Origin of the sequence: Sporosarcina jeotgali (assembly GCF_033304595.1) — a bacterium.
Classification (GTDB): domain Bacteria; phylum Bacillota; class Bacilli; order Bacillales_A; family Planococcaceae; genus Sporosarcina; species Sporosarcina jeotgali.
Window position 1 is genome coordinate 2,483,642 of record NZ_CP116341.1, and the last position, 15,825, is coordinate 2,499,466.

Annotated in this window: 15 protein-coding genes; 4 read left to right on the forward strand and 11 right to left on the reverse strand. The window is 46.8% G+C overall.

Annotated features, from left to right (window positions below; genetic code table 11):
- Positions 1–86 precede the first annotated feature (86 nt).
- Positions 87–1,604: a phytoene desaturase family protein gene (locus tag PGH26_RS12560; RefSeq protein WP_323691394.1), complete on the forward strand. Its 1,518-nt coding sequence runs from the start codon at positions 87–89 to the stop codon at positions 1,602–1,604.
- Between the two features lie 56 nt (positions 1,605–1,660).
- Positions 1,661–2,779 (forward strand): glycosyltransferase family 2 protein, encoded by a 1,119-nt coding sequence (locus PGH26_RS12565; protein ID WP_323691395.1) that lies wholly within the window; start codon positions 1,661–1,663, stop codon positions 2,777–2,779.
- A gap of 69 nt (positions 2,780–2,848) precedes the next feature.
- Here PGH26_RS12565 and PGH26_RS12570 read toward each other — a convergent pair whose 3' ends face one another.
- From PGH26_RS12570 to PGH26_RS12590, 5 genes are all read right to left on the reverse strand, one after another.
- Positions 2,849–3,583, reverse strand: coding sequence for an FG-GAP-like repeat-containing protein (locus PGH26_RS12570; protein ID WP_323691396.1), 735 nt, complete (start codon positions 3,581–3,583; stop codon positions 2,849–2,851).
- Between the two features lie 152 nt (positions 3,584–3,735).
- Positions 3,736–5,097 (reverse strand): 23S rRNA (uracil(1939)-C(5))-methyltransferase RlmD, encoded by a 1,362-nt coding sequence (gene rlmD, locus PGH26_RS12575; protein WP_323691397.1) that lies wholly within the window; start codon positions 5,095–5,097, stop codon positions 3,736–3,738.
- Between the two features lie 561 nt (positions 5,098–5,658).
- Complete coding sequence (gene cydS, locus PGH26_RS12580) at positions 5,659–5,784, reverse strand: cytochrome bd oxidase small subunit CydS family protein (RefSeq protein ID WP_323691398.1); 126 nt, start codon at positions 5,782–5,784, stop codon at positions 5,659–5,661.
- Positions 5,785–5,796: 12 nt separating this feature from the next.
- On the reverse strand, positions 5,797–6,822 hold the full coding sequence (locus tag PGH26_RS12585; RefSeq protein ID WP_323691399.1) for a cytochrome d ubiquinol oxidase subunit II: 1,026 nt from the start codon (positions 6,820–6,822) through the stop codon (positions 5,797–5,799).
- Positions 6,819–8,168, reverse strand: coding sequence for a cytochrome ubiquinol oxidase subunit I (locus tag PGH26_RS12590; protein ID WP_323691400.1), 1,350 nt, complete (start codon positions 8,166–8,168; stop codon positions 6,819–6,821). Before PGH26_RS12590 ends, PGH26_RS12585 begins: the two co-directional genes overlap by 4 nt.
- Before the next feature lie 336 nt (positions 8,169–8,504).
- Between PGH26_RS12590 and PGH26_RS12595 the strand changes: the two genes are divergently transcribed.
- Entirely contained in the window at positions 8,505–8,936 is a 432-nt protein-coding gene (locus PGH26_RS12595) for an NUDIX hydrolase (RefSeq protein ID WP_039044035.1), read from the forward strand.
- A gap of 155 nt (positions 8,937–9,091) precedes the next feature.
- Positions 9,092–9,688 (forward strand): hypothetical protein, encoded by a 597-nt coding sequence (locus PGH26_RS12600; protein ID WP_323691401.1) that lies wholly within the window; start codon positions 9,092–9,094, stop codon positions 9,686–9,688.
- A gap of 1 nt (position 9,689) precedes the next feature.
- On the opposite strand, the gene PGH26_RS12605 is transcribed toward PGH26_RS12600, so the two are convergent.
- The 6 genes from PGH26_RS12605 to PGH26_RS12630 form a co-directional block, all read right to left on the reverse strand.
- Positions 9,690–10,604 carry a diacylglycerol kinase gene (locus tag PGH26_RS12605; protein ID WP_323691402.1) on the reverse strand — a complete coding sequence of 305 codons (915 nt, stop codon included), beginning with the start codon at positions 10,602–10,604 and terminating at the stop codon, positions 9,690–9,692.
- Between the two features lie 49 nt (positions 10,605–10,653).
- Positions 10,654–11,220, reverse strand: coding sequence for a thioredoxin family protein (locus tag PGH26_RS12610; protein WP_323691403.1), 567 nt, complete (start codon positions 11,218–11,220; stop codon positions 10,654–10,656).
- A 187-nt stretch (positions 11,221–11,407) separates the two neighbouring features.
- Positions 11,408–12,838 carry an Asp-tRNA(Asn)/Glu-tRNA(Gln) amidotransferase subunit GatB gene (gene gatB, locus PGH26_RS12615; protein WP_323691404.1) on the reverse strand — a complete coding sequence of 477 codons (1,431 nt, stop codon included), beginning with the start codon at positions 12,836–12,838 and terminating at the stop codon, positions 11,408–11,410.
- A 2-nt stretch (positions 12,839–12,840) separates the two neighbouring features.
- Positions 12,841–14,301, reverse strand: a complete 1,461-nt coding sequence (gene gatA, locus PGH26_RS12620; RefSeq protein ID WP_323691405.1) for an Asp-tRNA(Asn)/Glu-tRNA(Gln) amidotransferase subunit GatA — start codon at positions 14,299–14,301, stop codon at positions 12,841–12,843.
- A gap of 24 nt (positions 14,302–14,325) precedes the next feature.
- Positions 14,326–14,616, reverse strand: coding sequence for an Asp-tRNA(Asn)/Glu-tRNA(Gln) amidotransferase subunit GatC (gene gatC, locus PGH26_RS12625; RefSeq protein WP_323691406.1), 291 nt, complete (start codon positions 14,614–14,616; stop codon positions 14,326–14,328).
- 73 nt (positions 14,617–14,689) lie between these two features.
- A complete protein-coding gene (locus PGH26_RS12630; RefSeq protein ID WP_323691407.1) occupies positions 14,690–15,817 on the reverse strand; it encodes a CamS family sex pheromone protein in 1,128 nt (375 codons plus the stop codon).
- Positions 15,818–15,825: the final 8 nt, after the last annotated feature.

The window sequence follows — 15,825 nt, forward strand, 5'->3', positions numbered from 1 at the left end:
TTCGGCGTGATTGAAAAACGCCAATGCTATGAATGCGTCTGATGACTTTTCTAAACGAATGGATTTGAAGAAAGGTGTGAAACGCGTTGGGGAAAAAGGTGATTGTGGTCGGTGCAGGTGCTGCCGGCCTGGCCAGTGCAATTCGGCTGCAGCATGCAGGATATCAAGTCGAATTATATGAAAAAGAAGCGACCCCTGGCGGTAAAATGAACCAGCTGGAAATGGATGGCTACCGATTCGATTTAGGACCGAGCCTCGTGATGATGCCAGATGTGTACCGGGAAGTCTTTCAACTATGCGGGCGTGATCCCGACGACTACATTCCTATGGAAAAGCTCGATCCGATGTACCGGGTTTACTTTAGCAATGATTCTTCTCGACCTATTAACGTTTCCAGTAATCTGGTTGATTGGACAAAAACGCTGGAGTCGTTCAGCCCGGAAGACGCGGAAGGCTTTTTCAGCTATCTGAGTGAAATCTACAAAGGGTTTAACATCGCTATGGACAGCATCATCCAGCGTCCTTTCCGTAAAAGCAGTGATTTTTATAATCTGTCCATGTTAAAAAAAGGGATGGGGATGAAAATCAGCGGAAGCGCCAATCAGTTCATCGGGAACTATATTAAAGATGAGCGGCTTAAACAGATTATTAGTTTCCAGACGCTGTACATAGGAATCTCGCCAATTAAAAGTCCTTCGTTTTACACGATGATTCCCATGATTCAATTCTTGTATGGAATTTGGTTTATCAAAGGCGGTATGTATACGATGGCGACAGCTATGGAGCGATTGTTCCAAGAACTGGGGGGGACAATTCATTACAACGCGCCTGTTGATGAGATCTTAATTGAACAAAAACAGGCCTTGGGGGTTCGAATAGGTGTGGAAGAAATCAAAGCTGACTATGTCGTCTGTAATGCGGACTTTCCTTATGCTATGAAACACCTGGTCCAGGACAAACGAGCTAAAGGCCGCTATACGGACCGTAAAATCGACAACATGAAATATTCTTGTTCCTGCATGGTCTTGTACTTAGGGATGGACCGTAAATACGAGACAATTGAACACATCCATAATTTTATCTTTGATGAAAACTTGGAAAAGAATATGCACGACATTTTTGAGGGAAATAAACTGACAAAGGCTTCGTTCTATGTCTATATCGCCTCAAAAATGGATCCATCCTTAGCCCCTGAAGGAAAAGACGGACTGTACATCATGATGCCTGTCTCAAATGCGGCCGATTCCAACTACGAATGGAACGAGGAAACGATTGCCGATTACCGCTCGTACTTGCTGAATACGCTGAAATCCATAAAGGGTTTTGAATCGATTGAAGACGAGATTGTTGTTGAAAAGTGCATGACTCCGCTCGATTTCGAATCTAAGTTCAATGCGTATAACGGTGCTGCTTTCGGGTTGCTGCCAACTCTGTTCCAGAGCAGTCACATGCGGCCGCAAAGCAAGGCGAAAGACTGTTCCAATCTATACTTTACAGGCAGCAGTACGCATCCCGGAGCAGGCGTTCCGATTGTTCTGCTGTCTGCAAAAATTACTGCACAAGAACTGATCAGTGACGATAAAGGGATTCTCTTTGGTTATTAACGGACATAACTAATGAGATGAAATCGTTAATCATGCATGTATGAGGGAGGGATGAGATGACGATTTCAGATGGAGTTAATCTTATAGCAGGTTTATTGGCTATTGTGATTGGCATACTCATGTTTTGGTCCCTGCCAGTTCCCCTGTCTCTGAAACGCAGTCAGACTCCTCTGCCATTCGTGTCTATTATCATTCCTGCGCGTAATGAAGCCCGTCGGATTCAACCATTATTGCATTCCTTGAAACAGCAAAACTTTCAAACATTTGAGCTCTTGGTGGTCGATGATGATTCATCCGACAATACGGCCGAAATTGCCGCTTCGTATGGAGCAGAAGTGGTTCGCAATCGAACGAAGCAAACCGGAGCTGGAAAGTCACTCGCTTGCTGGCATGGGGCCAAACAGGCAAAAGGACAATGGCTGCTATTTCTAGATGCAGATACGTTTTTCAGTGACGAAGACGGCCTTGAAAAACTAGTGCTTCTTTATCAAAAAAAAGGAGCGAAAGGGATTCTGTCGCTTCAGCCTTATCACACGGTCCATAAATTGTACGAAAACCTGTCTGCCGTATTTAACATCGTTGTCATTGTCGGAATGAATGTGTTTTCAGTCGGAAAACGATCATTTAAAACGGCGGGATCTTTTGGTCCTTGTATTCTATGCAATCGGGACGATTACTTTTCGACAGGTGGACATGAAAACATCCAGAGTGCCATTATGGATGACCTGGCACTTGGACAGGCTTTTCTGGACAAGGATTTACCGGTTCGCTGCATGGCAGGTAAAGGCACAATCTCTTTTCGCATGTATCCGGAAGGGTTTAAAAGCATGGTTGAAGGCTGGTGCAAGAGCTTCGCAATTGGATCGAAATCCACACACCCGGTCATTATGCTAATGGTCGTTATCTGGATGTCTGGCAGCTTTATCAGTGTTGGAGAGCTGATTTCCTCTTTACTTGCAGCAGAGCCTGTACGCATTCTGCTAAGCGGAGCGCTGTATATGCTCTTTGCTGTTCAAACTGGCTGGTTTGCACGAAGATGCGGAAATTTTAAGTGGCCGATTTTCATCGTTTTTCCTGTTCTGTTTTTATTTTTTACAGGCGTCTTTTTATATTCTTTGTTTCGCGTACATGTTTTGCGCTCGGTTAACTGGAAAGACCGTAAAATCAAGGTTTGACGTGCGTCTGTGACCTGCACAACTCTAGCTGACTTTTGAGTTGTGCGGTACACAGCCTGCACGCTCTACCTATTGTGATGAACCATAGATTGCAAACCATTGCTGCCAAACGGTAAACTTATGGCCATACCATTTTAATGTGTTAATGATATATCCAAACGCATCCGCGTGGTAAAGCCCGCTAATTTGCTGATACGCTTGGATTTCATAGACGCCATCCCGATCTAGGTCCACTGGATAAAACCCGCTGACCCCATCCGCCATTCCTGTAACCGGCTGCTTCAACTTTCCATTTTGATAATAGATTTGTGATAAATACTCTGCACCGCGATCACTGATATCCAGCAAATAAGATTTACCCGTTACAGGACTTTGAACGCTGACTTTGAAGAAGTCCAGATAATTGACGGTGTACTGGTTCTCCTGATTATATTGGTCAAAATCAAATAATTTCTTAGCTTCATTGTTCAGGAACGAATACACATAATCGAACGTAAATGCACCCGATCCTCCTGAATCTATGCTGACCAATATATCCGGAATGCGATCGCCCGTATAGTCCCCTAAAAAGATGGTCGGATTGTAACCCGAGTTCCCGTCTTCATTCAACGCAATCGTGTGTACTTGGTTCGTTGCCCCGTCTTGAATGTGCAGCGAAATTTGCTGCAAATAGGGACTGGATGGGTCAACTGACTTGACTCCCGTCAAATACACGACATCCACAATTCCATCTCCATTGACATCTCCATATGAACTTGTAATGATTTCCGGCTGTCTGTGCTGGTTGACATGGTTCAAATTCATTTTCTCCATCACTCCTACTTAGACGTTTGACTCAGTATATTCAAGCAGGCGAAGGAAGTGACTCGGATACATTTAAATCCCCTGCGTCATCGGGTTCTGAAATCGAAACAGACGCGGTTCACCAGTTGAACTGGAGAACCGCGTCTGTTTTTTTATATTTCCAGCCAAGCAACTGCTTCGATGTGTGTGGAGTGCGGGAACATGTCCACTGGCTGGACTTCTTGTGTTTTGTAGCCACCGTCTTCTAAGATACGGAGATCGCGTGCTAAGGTTGCCGGGTTGCATGATACGTAAACGACGCGGCCTGGTTTGTGCGTGAGAATCGTTTCAAGCAGCTTTTCATCGCAGCCTTTTCGCGGCGGATCGACTACTAGGACATCGAACGTTTTACCTTCGCTGTACCATTTCGGAATGATGTCTTCAGAAGCCCCTGTTTCAAAGCGGGCATTGTCGATGCCGTTCAGTGCAGCATTCCGTTTTGCGTCTTCGATTGCTTGCGGAACGATTTCAACTCCGTATACTTCTTTTGCCTGCTTTGCGAGGAAGAGCGAGATGGTACCGATTCCGCAGTACGCATCGATGACTGTTTCGGTTCCTGTTAGCTGGGCGAAGTTGAGTGCTTGGTTGTATAGCGTTTCTGTCTGCACAGGATTTACTTGATAGAACGAACGTGCCGAGATTTCAAAGTCAACGCCGCCGATTGAATCGATGATGACGTCTTTGCCATAGAGCGTTAAGGTTTCATTGCCAAAAATGACGTTTGTCTTTTGTGTATTGACGTTTTGCATGATGGACGTGACGTCTGGGACAACGCGTTTGATGGCTTGGATGACCTGCTCTGCTTCTGGGAATTTACGTCGTGCTGTAACGAGGACAACCATAAGTTCACCTGTTGCGCGGGCTTTTCGGACGACTAAGTGGCGCAAGAAGCCTTTATGTTTGTGTTCATCATACGCGTCGATTCCAAGTATTTGGAGTTCGCGCTTCAGCATCGCCATAAGTTCGTCAGCTTCTTCACTTTGGATGATGCAGACGTCAGTGTCGACGATATGATGCGTTTTCGAGCGATAAAATCCGGAGACAACTTGTCCATTGCGTTCGCTGAAAGGAATCTGGGATTTATTGCGATATCGCCATGGGTCTTCCATGCCAAGAACCGGATGCACCGGGACGTCCGGGAGTTTCGCAATCCGGTCGATGGCGTCGCGGACGGTTTTCTGTTTTTGAATGAGCTGCGCTTCGTACGTCAAGTGCTGGATTTGGCAGCCTCCGCATTCAGGATAGACGTGGCAAGGTCCTTCTATGCGCTCCGGTGAAGGTGTGATGATAGTGAGTAATTTAGCGAATCCGTAGTTTTTAAGGGTTTTGCCCACTTTGACTTCGACTTCTTCGCCCGGTAATGCACCGGGGATGAATAGCGGATAGCCTTGGACTTTTCCGACGCCCGAGCCGTCGTGCGTGAGATCTTCTATGTGAACGACTAAGCGGTCGTTTTGGTTTACTGCATAGGTCATGAGTTCGTGTCCTCCAGTTTTCGGTCTGTACTGTAGTTTACCATAGGTCAGGGCGAGTTGCTTGATCATATTACAGCTCGCTTGAGCGGATTCGCTGGTTGCTTGATCATATTACGGCTCGCTTGAGCGGATTCGCTGGCTGCTTGATCATATTGCAGCTCGCTTAAGCGAATTCGCTGGCTGCTTGATCACATTACGGCTCGCTTGAGCGAATTCGCTGGCTGCTTGATCACATTCCCAGCTTTAGTGGAATCTCCGCACGAAACTGCGACGCGAAGCGGCGCCACAAATTAATCTCGGTTTTCGTTCTTTGGCTGGGGAAGATGATCACTTTTCCCACTCGCTTGAGCTGAAATGAGGTGTCCTTGATCAACATGGATCGGTTAGCCCGGATAATGGATCGCTTAGCTCACATAATAGAGCGGATAGCCTGGCGATTGGATCGCTTCTCCAACACAATCGAGCGGTTCGCCCAAAGGATCGATCGCTTCCCCAACACAATGGAGCGGTTCGCCAGGATTTCATTCCACAAAAAAGAAGCTGCCTCGGCAGCCCCTTTCCTTATTTCTTCTTATCTTCTTTCTTCCGGTCAGTCACCCAGCCGTCCATTGGCGCGACGAAGAATGCGACGATGATTAACGCAATTAAGACAATGAATGGTGCGTAAAACATGATGAAGTTTTCCAAATGATCGCCCCCTTATGCATGATAATCTCCTTTGCCGCTCACGTAGTCTTTATCAAACAGGAATAGGCGCATGACGAGGATCAGTGACGGGATGAGCAGACAGAGCCCGAGTATGAACACCACGACGAGTGAGATGGCCATGGCCGGATTCGTGAAGCTGTCGTAAAGCGTCAAGTATGGATACAGCAAGTACGGATAATGCGATGCCCCGTATCCATAGAATGCAAACGCGAACTGACCTGCGAGCATTGCGAACGCCCAGCCATATTGGCGCTTTGTATAAAGCAAAATTACGGTACCGACAAACAGCAGGAATGAAATCAGGAACATTGGCCAGAAATTTTGGATGTTGCTGTAGTGCTCAGGCTGATGTCTTCTGAGTTCAACGATAATTCCTCCTGCTGCAATCATCGTCGGCAGTGCCCACGTGAGTGCATACCTTCTGAGCAGCCCCGTCGCTTCGCTGTCACGTGCTTTGTTCGCATACCACGTTAAGAACACGGCTGAAATATACAGTGTTGCGGAAATACTGAGTACTACGATGGACCATGTCAGCGGGCTCGTGAACAGTTTCCAATAGTCGAGTACCGGATTCCCGTCAATGAGTTCGATGAATCCTCCTTCGGATATCGTCAGCACGATGGATAAGGATGCTGGAATGAGGATCCCCGCAAGTCCGTACATGAACGAATACCCTTTATGGCCTCTGGATCCATACGTTTCAAACGCGTAGTAGGAACCTCGGATGGCCAGGAGAATTACTCCGAAACTGACAGGTACGAGTAAGGTCGTTCCGTAATAAAATGCGGTTTTCGGGAAGAACCCGATGATGCCTACGAAGAAAAACACGAGAAAGACGTTCGTGATTTCCCATACCGGGGACAAATAGCGCTGGATGACTTTTGTTAACACACGCTGTTTTCCAGTAATGACGGTGTAGGCATTGAAGAAGCCTGCCCCGAAGTCGATGGCGCCGACCATGATGTACCCAAACAAAAACGTCCACAAGACGGTGATTCCTAGTATTTCAAGGTTCATCGTACATCACGTCCCTTCATCGCATGACGGTCTTCCAGTTCTTTCTCCACTGGATTGCGACGGAACATGCGGCGTAATACTACGACACTTCCTACTCCGAGTACGAGATAAAGCAGACAGAACAATATCAGCATGGAACCCACTTGACCGCTTGTCGTTGCGGCTTCCGATACTTTCATAATGTCTCGTAAAATCCACGGCTGACGGCCTACTTCTGCAAACCACCATCCGAATTCAATGGCAAGAACGGATAATGGAGCTCCAAGCACAATGAGCCAGCGGAACCATTTCGATGCAATGAACTGCCATCCTCTCCACTTCCCGATTAGGAAAACGGCAGATAAGAATGCCATCCACATGCCGATGAACACCATCAAGTTAAATAAGTAGTGGATGTAAAGCGGCGGTACTTCATCCTCCGGGAACTGATCGAGTCCCGTTACTTCCGCGAACGGATTGTTTGCGGCGAGAATGGAAAGTCCGTATGGGATTTTGAGTGCATACTTGACTTCATTGTCCTCTGTCAGAATCCCCATTAAAATGAGCTCGGCTTTGTCGGTCGTTTCAAAATGCCATTCTGCAGCGGCCAGCTTTTCCGGCTGATACTCAGCTAAATACTTACCAGAGAAGTCTCCGATGATTGCTGCACCGATTGAGAAGATGAATCCGACTTTCATCGTAAGCAGAAGCGCTTTTTTGTGATAAACATGATCCGATCCGCGCAACAAACGGAACGCGGCAATTGCAGCCAGGATAAATGCAGCGGTCATAAATGCAGTGACGACAACATGCGCAACTTTCGTCGGCATTGCCGGGTTGAACATAGCAAGCAATGGACTGATATTAACGAGTTCTCCATTTACAATATCAAATCCGCGCGGCGCGTTCATAAACGCATTCACGATGGTAATAAATACGGCAGAGAACATCGCACCGAGTGCTACTGGGATGAGTAAGAGCAAATGCTTTTTCTGGTTTTCGAATCGATCCCATGTGTATAGATAAATGCCGAGGAAGATCGCTTCAAAGAAGAATGCGAACGTTTCCATAAATAACGGCAAAGCAATGACGTTACCGGCTAATTCCATGAAATTCGGCCATAATAACGATAGTTGTAATCCGATGGCGGTACCCGTAACGACACCGACGGCTACAGTGATAACAAACCCGCGGGCCCATCGTCTTGCGAGTAAAATATAGTGTTCATCATTTTTTCGGATTCCTACCCACTGTGCAATCATTATCATGAGCGGAACACCGACGCCAATGGTCGCGTAAATGATATGGAATGATAAGGTCGTTTCGGTCAAGACGCGCGAGAAAAATACCGCTTCTTCATTTCCCATCTGCGTTGCCTCCTTCTTCTATAAAGTATCTCGTTGGTGGTTGGGGGTTGGGTGCTAACCAAATATTCTTCCAACGATCGAGAGCAGCATTACGCCCGCGACGCCAAACGCCAACCACATGAGGACTCGCTCTTGTTTTTTGTACATCGGGACACATCCTTTCAAAAGTGGGATTTATCTTAACATCCATGATGTACTATCTACTTTCCCCACTTTGGATTAAATTACGCCTATTTGGGTAAATAAAAGTGATGGAGTTGTGACGGTTTATTACTTGAATACTTGAATTATTGTCAATTGTAGTGTATACTTGTACAATTAAGCGAGGTGAACGCAATGAAACTTAAACGGAAAGTACTTGCCTATATTACAAAAGGTGAAGAAGAAGACCGCCAACTTCTTGTGTTCGAGCATAGGGACTTCCCTGAAGCAGGACTACAAGTACCAGGAGGCACGATCGAGCGGGACGAACTATTGATCGATGCCTTATATCGAGAAATTGAGGAGGAATCTGGAATCCAACGGGATGAACTTGTGTTATGCGGTAAATTGCATAAAACGAACTTTTTCCCTAAAGATAAAGATGAAGTCCTCGAACGCAACGTCTTCCACTTCGATTATGTCGGTGATCACGAACGCGAGTGGGATTATAAAGTGCATGGAGATGGGAAGGATGAAGGATTGGTGTTCCAATTCAAATGGATTCCTGTTGAAGATCTTCCTAAACTTGCATCGAAACAAGATCAGGCTTTGGAGTTTATCGAATAACAGTGAGCGGTCAGCAGCGAGCCAAGTGCTCGCTGCTTTTTTTGTTGTGATGGGTGAGTGGGGATTTTTGAATGGAGCGGTTTGTGCGTGGTATGGAGCGGTTCGCTGCTCGAATGGAGCGCTTCGCCAGACGTATGGAGCGGTTCGCTGCTTGAATGGAGCGGTTCGCTAGCGGTATGGAGCGGTTCGCTGCTCGAATCGATCGCTTCGCCAGTGGGATGGAGCGGTTAACTTCTCGAATGGATCGCTTCGCCAGCGGTATGGAGCGGTTAACTTCTCGAATGGATCGCTTCGCCAGCGGTATGGAGCGGTTCGCTGCTCGAATGGATCGCTTCGCCAGGCGTATGGAGCGGTTCGCTGCTCGAATGGATCGCTTCGCCAGCGGTATGGAGCGATTCTCCTCCGGAACGGACGGGTACTCCCTCGGAACGAGCGGGTTCTCCTCCGGAACGAGCGGGTTCTCCTCCGGAACGGGCGGGTTCTCCCTCGGAACGAGCGGGTTCTCCTCCGGAACGGGCGGGTTCTCCCTCGGAACGAGCGGGTTCTCCTCCGGAACGGGCGGGTTCTCCCTCGGAACGAGCGGGTTCTCCTTCGGAACGAGCGGGTTCTCCTCCGGAACGAGCGGGTTCTCCTCCGGAACGGGCGGGTTCTCCCTCGGAACGGGCGGGTTCTCCCTCGGAACGGGCGGGTTGCTCCTCACCAAAACTCATCCCACGAAAAAAACTCCGCACAGTTCGGCGGAGTTTTCATAGATTACCAGGTACGATCTTGGTCGCGAAGCTTATCGAACGGTACATACATTTCGATATGGCATGAAAGGTTTTCGAAGACAGCTGGCGCTTTCCCGCCATATTCACCATCCAAATTCACGAGGACTTCTTCTTCAGATGTCACTTTGACGGTTTGGGCTTTGCATGAAATCACGAGCGGATCGTTTAAGTGTTCGCCTCGAACTGCGAGTGTCACGACACGGATGAATTCTGCGATGTTGCACTTTTTCAAGATCAGCAATGTGAATTTACCGTCGTTAATGCTCGACTCGGGGGCCAGCTTTTCAAAGCCGCCAACGGAATTTGTTAACCCAACTAAGAAGAGCATCGCTTCATCGTCAAATACTTGATCATCATATTCAATTTTCACGCGGCTAGCATGAATGGAAGGAAGCATCTCGATCCCTTTCAAGTAGTATGCGAGTTGACCGAGCATTGTTTTCAAACGGCTTGGGACTTCATACGTCAGTTCCGTCATTCGCCCGCCGCCCGCGATGTTGATGAAGAATCGGTCATTCATCTTACCGACATCGACTGGGATTTTTTTGTCTTCTAATATAATATCGAGCGCTTTGTTGATATCGCGCGGGATTCGAAGGGCGCGAGCGAAATCATTCGTCGTCCCCATTGGAATCAGACCAATCGGCGGACGCTCTTCGAAATCTGAAACGCCTGCGACGACTTCGTTCAGCGTACCATCTCCGCCTGCAGCGATGATTAAATCAAAACCGCGTTCCACAGCTGCAGCTGCAGCAGTTGTTGCGTCACCTTCGCACGTTGTTGCATGGGCAGATGCTTCGTACCCGCCTTGTTCAAGCCGCATGAGTACATCCGCCAAATTTTTGCGGAAAGCTTCTCTTCCCGCTGTCGGGTTGTAAATAATACGAGCACGCTTCATACGTTGTTTCCCTCTTTCTGTTCACTCAGCTCCAGGTGCACGAGCGCTTTTAAGCCTCTTGGACCACCGGCAGGAATGTAGTGCGAATGTCTTCATAAACCGTTAGCCAATGCTCAGGTTTCGTCGTGTACTCGGCTGTAATTTGTTTATGTACAGCACGTTGCTTTTCTTCAAAGTCCGGTGAATTTTTAGCCGGTATTTGTTGTTTCAATTCCATCACATGTTTTTGAATCGTTGCAGCACGAGGTCCCCATTTTGCAGAGACATTCCCATCCGCGTCAAGCAGTAAGTACACAGGAATTGAACGTCCTCCATTTGTTAAATGGCGGTCAATGAGTTCGGTGTCTTGATCCCGATACACAGCTCGAACGTCTAAATCCGCGGCTTCCGCAATTCTTCGTAAAATCGGATTGTTCATCATCGCGTCTCCGCACCAATCCTCAGTAATCACGAGAATTCGCGGCTTCACTTCTTTCAGTCGGGTAATGAATTCATCGTCTTTCGGCACGTCAAACTTTTCATAAATTGAAAAACTGCTGTCTTTCAGCTGCTCCATGCGATCCATATACTCTTTAAGTGAAATCGCTTGTTCAAAATACTCCAATTCAGTAGCCAACGAGCCTCACACTCCTTTTGATGATATAACTGATTCACCATAGTTTCAATGGAATCAAAATTACAAATTATCCTTTTACTCAGTGTACCTTTATCCGTACACGGAAATCAATTTCCGCGCAACACTCACGAAAACGCCCTGTGTAAGGAGCTTAAGCCAAGTCACAGGGCGTCTTCAAGGTGTCTAGTTATCGTTTGCTCATTTCATCGAGCAGCAGTTTGTTAACGAGCGGCGGGTTCGCCTGCCCTTTCGTTGCTTTCATGACTTGACCCACCAGGAATCCTACAGCACGGTCTTTACCGTTTTTATAGTCCTCGATGGATTGCTCATTTGCATCCAAAATCTCACCGATCACTTTGCGCAGCGTGCCTTCGTCGGAAATTTGGACAAGTCCTTTTTCCTTCACGATTACTGCAGCATCTCCGCCGTTTTCAGCAAGCTCTTTGAATACTTTCTTAGCGATTTTCGATGAAATCGTTCCATCTGATAGGAGCTTCACAAGACTCGCAAGCCCAGCAGGCGTAATAGGGGTTTCTTTCAACTCTTTGCCTTCAGCATTCAAGTATTCGGATACTCCGCCCATGAGCCAGTTGGATGCAAGTTTTGCATCCGCTCCAGCTTTCACGGTTTCATCGAAGAAATCAGACATTTCTTTCGTCAATGTCAGCACATGCGCATCGTATTCAGGTAAGTCCAGTTCATTAACGTAACGGTTTTTACGTGCATCTGGAAGCTCTGGAATTTCTGCGCGTACGCGTTCAATCCAATCTTCGTCGATAACAACTTCCGGCAGATCTGGATCATTAATGAAACGGTAGTCGTTCGCACTTCCTTTGATGCGCATTAACATCGTTTGACCTGTTGCTTCATCATAACGGCGCGTTTGCTGGACAATTTTCTCTCCGGAAAGCAATACCTTCTCTTGACGCTCGACTTCGTTAGCGATTCCGCGGCGCACGAAGTTGAATGAGTTCAAGTTTTTAAGCTCTGTTTTTGTTCCGAATTCCTCTTGACCATATGGACGCAATGAAATGTTAGCGTCACAGCGAAGTGAGCCTTCTTCCATTCGTACGTCAGAAACACCTGTGTATTGAATAATTGCTTTCAATTTCTCAAGGAAAGCATATGCTTCGTTCGGTGTACGAATGTCCGCTTCCGTAACGATTTCGATAAGCGGCGTTCCTTGACGGTTCAAGTCTACGAGAGAATATCCGTTATCAGAGTGCGTCAGTTTGCCTGCATCTTCTTCTAAGTGCACACGCTCAATGCGGATTTTCTTTTTATAGCCATCCACTTCAATTTCAATCCAGCCATTTGCGCCGACTGGACGGTCATCTTGTGAAATTTGGTACGCTTTTGGATTATCCGGATAGAAGTAATGCTTGCGGTCGAAGTTCATCACACGTGCAACGTCACAGTTTAACGCCATGGAAGCTTTCATCCCGAAATCGATTGCTTGTTTGTTCATCGTAGGCAACGTGCCTGGATACGCAAGGTCAGTCGGGTGAATGTTCATGTTCGGTGCCGCGCCAAAGTGGGCAGGTGCCGGTGAAAAGATTTTCGTATCTGTTTTCAGTTCTACGTGGACTTCAAGTCCGACAATCGTTTCAAAGTTCATAATCAGTTCCCCTCCCCAGCAGGCGGTGTCTGTTTGTGGAATTCTGTCGCTTGCTCGTAAGCATGCGCCACTTTATAGAGCATCGCTTCTTCGAAATGGTTTCCGATGATTTGCAAGCCGACTGGAAGTCCATCTGCAAAACCACACGGAACCGAAATTGCTGGAATGCCAGCAAGGTTTACAGGTGTAGTCAGTAAGTCATTTGCATACAATGTCAGCGGATCTTTAATGGTCTCGCCTAGTTTGTATGCGTTCGTTGCACTCGTTGGTCCAACGATGACATCATATTCTTTAAAGACATTTTGGAAGTCTTGAGCGATTAATGTACGTACTTTTTGTGCACGCTCATACAAGTCTTCATGATGACCGGCACTAAGCGCATACGTACCATAAAGAACACGCTTGCGCACTTCTTCTCCGAAGCCTTCAGAACGCGAACGCAAATAGATCTCGTTCAAGTTTTTAGCATCTGCCGGGTGGTAACCGTAACGGATGCCGTCAAAACGAGCCAGGTTTGAGGATGCCTCTGCAGACGAAATTACATAGTAAGTTGGCGCAGCATAGCGTGAATAGTGCAGGTCTACTTCATCCACATGTGCTCCTAGTGATTCAAGAACACCAATTGCCTTTTTAACAGCTTCGCGTACTTCTGGATCGACACCTTCACCTAAATAGCGGGCAGGGACGGCTATTTTCAAGCCTTTAATGTCTCCAGTCAATGACGTACGGAAATCTGGAACCGGCTTTTCAGATGCTGAAGCATCACGATAATCTGCTCCCGCAATTGCACCGAGCAGCATTGCGTTGTCTTCAACTGTTGTTGTAATCGGTCCGATTTGGTCTAAAGAAGATCCGAATGCCACAAGTCCAGAACGTGATACACGGCCGTATGTCGGTTTCATACCAACAACTCCGCAAAAAGCAGCTGGCTGACGGACAGATCCGCCTGTATCAGAGCCTAGTGAAAATAGTACTTGTCCAGCAGCAACTGCCGCTGCAGAACCGCCTGAAGATCCGCCTGGGACACGATCTAAGTCCCACGGGTTACGTGTAATCTTGAAGGCAGAGTGCTCAGTTGTAGAACCCATTGCGAATTCGTCCATGTTGAGCTTGCCAACGATAACCATTCCACTTTCTTTAACGCGTTCTGTCGCTGTTCCTTCATATACTGGTACAAAGTTTTCCAGCATTTTACTTGCACATGTTGTTTTGATGCCTTGAGTGATGATGTTGTCTTTAATTCCAATGGGCATACCGAATAGGCTGCCGCGTTTGTCATCAGGAAGGTTGTCCAACTGTTCGGCAGCAGCAAGAGCTTCTGGTCCAGTCACAGTTAGAAAGGCCTGAATGGTTTTATCTTTTTCTTCAATAGTTTGCAGTGTAGCTTCAGTTAGTTCTTTAACCGATAGTTCACGACTATGTAAAAGAGACTGAAGTTCAGACGCAGTTTTGTTTACTACCATAAGTCATTTCCTCCTCTATACAGGTCAATCTAGGATATTCGGTACTTTAATCAGACCATCTTCATGGTCTTCTACACTCTTCAGCATCTCATCACGGTCGAGAATGTCTTCAGGCGTGTCTTCGCGCAATACGTTTACGATTGCAAGCGGATGTGTCATCGGTTCCACATCTGCCGTATCAAGTTCCTTTAGTCGATCAGAAAACTCAAGCAGCGTGTCCAAACGAGTCGCGAACTTCTCCGCTTCTGCGTCTGGCATATCGATCCGTGCAAAATTCGCATAATACTGGATATCCTCTTTAGTAAAATTGGACATAGTCTCTCCTCCTGGCTTTTGTACAATACGATTAATCATAACACCTCAAGCAGATGATGAAAAGTTCCTATCCTCAATATGAGTAGATGTGTACAGTTGGTTCCTTTTCACCCGGCTTTTTCATAATTAATGCCTCCGGACCATTATTCGAAGTAATGCTTGCTTCGACTTCAATATCCGGATAATATTTCAACACTAGTGATGTCATATATTGCGTCAGTGCGACCACTTCGTTTTTGCCATAGAACTGGATTGGAATGCTGATTTTAAGCGATTTGAGATTGTTATCGCTATAAAATGCTGTTCCTACGATACTGACAAACCCCGGGAAATAATCGTTCACGTCTTGCTTTAAACTTTCAAACGTCAAGTTCGCATCGCGATAATTATTATCCGTCGATGCAGCAGGAAGCAGCACAAATTTCTCATTCACTTCTTTCCAGCCTGAAGGCGCATCTTTTCCTTTATCAACAACTGTGGTTGCGAAATACGTTCCAGGAACAATTGAACTGCGCGGCTGCTGTTTGAAGAGACCGATTGTAATCGGCACATCTCCTACTCCCTCAATCTTGCGCATTCGCTGGACAATGGTCTCAGCCATTTTCATCCCCTGCTCTTGAATCGTCTTGTCTGGAATTTTCGCTTCCGCGGCATCGCGCTGATAAAACACTGAGTTCATAGCAAGACCAATTGAAATGCCCGCCAGCCCCACTTTTTTATCACCCGTTTTCACGTAGTAGTCCTGCTCAACGATATGCGCCAAATAGACAGGCGCTTTTTCGCTAATATCTTGAGGGGACATCTTATCGTTGATCGGCGGGTTTAAGCCTTCATCGAACTTAGAACTTCTGGACAGCCAGCGAATCGCTGTTTTTTCATCAATGAACTGGCCTTCTTGGAAAAAGTGATCTTTTGGATCGAACTTTTTAGCTGACAATCGAAGGAGTCCCTCTTCAACCTCGCCAATATCATACTTGCTGTATACCTGGTTGACGATTAGTCCGCGGCTTGCACTCTTTTTAAATGGCAGCAGCGTTCGATAGTATGTCTCATTCAGCTGCACTTCTGGAATGAGGACGGTCTCTTGCTGGACGTCTTCATTTTCTTGAATGACTTCATCTTTTTCCGGTCCGATTGACGGGATGCACCCGCCAAGGAACAGGACAGAAGCGACTGCCGGTATTGTGAATAACCTTTTCATCTAGTTGT

Coding starts and splice junctions, on each gene's coding strand:
- PGH26_RS12565 (WP_323691395.1), top strand. CDS start 1,661: ATGACGATTTCAGATGGAGTTAATCTTATAGCAGGTTTATTGGCTATT.
- PGH26_RS12570 (WP_323691396.1), bottom strand. CDS start 3,583: ATGAATTTGAACCATGTCAACCAGCACAGACAGCCGGAAATCATTACA.
- rlmD (WP_323691397.1), bottom strand. CDS start 5,097: ATGACCTATGCAGTAAACCAAAACGACCGCTTAGTCGTTCACATAGAA.
- PGH26_RS12585 (WP_323691399.1), bottom strand. CDS start 6,822: ATGAACCTTGAAATACTAGGAATCACCGTCTTGTGGACGTTTTTGTTT.
- PGH26_RS12590 (WP_323691400.1), bottom strand. CDS start 8,168: ATGGGAAATGAAGAAGCGGTATTTTTCTCGCGCGTCTTGACCGAAACG.
- PGH26_RS12595 (WP_039044035.1), top strand. CDS start 8,505: ATGAAACTTAAACGGAAAGTACTTGCCTATATTACAAAAGGTGAAGAA.
- PGH26_RS12600 (WP_323691401.1), top strand. CDS start 9,092: ATGGAGCGGTTCGCTAGCGGTATGGAGCGGTTCGCTGCTCGAATCGAT.
- PGH26_RS12605 (WP_323691402.1), bottom strand. CDS start 10,604: ATGAAGCGTGCTCGTATTATTTACAACCCGACAGCGGGAAGAGAAGCT.
- gatB (WP_323691404.1), bottom strand. CDS start 12,838: ATGAACTTTGAAACGATTGTCGGACTTGAAGTCCACGTAGAACTGAAA.
- gatA (WP_323691405.1), bottom strand. CDS start 14,301: ATGGTAGTAAACAAAACTGCGTCTGAACTTCAGTCTCTTTTACATAGT.
- gatC (WP_323691406.1), bottom strand. CDS start 14,616: ATGTCCAATTTTACTAAAGAGGATATCCAGTATTATGCGAATTTTGCA.
- PGH26_RS12630 (WP_323691407.1), bottom strand. CDS start 15,817: ATGAAAAGGTTATTCACAATACCGGCAGTCGCTTCTGTCCTGTTCCTT.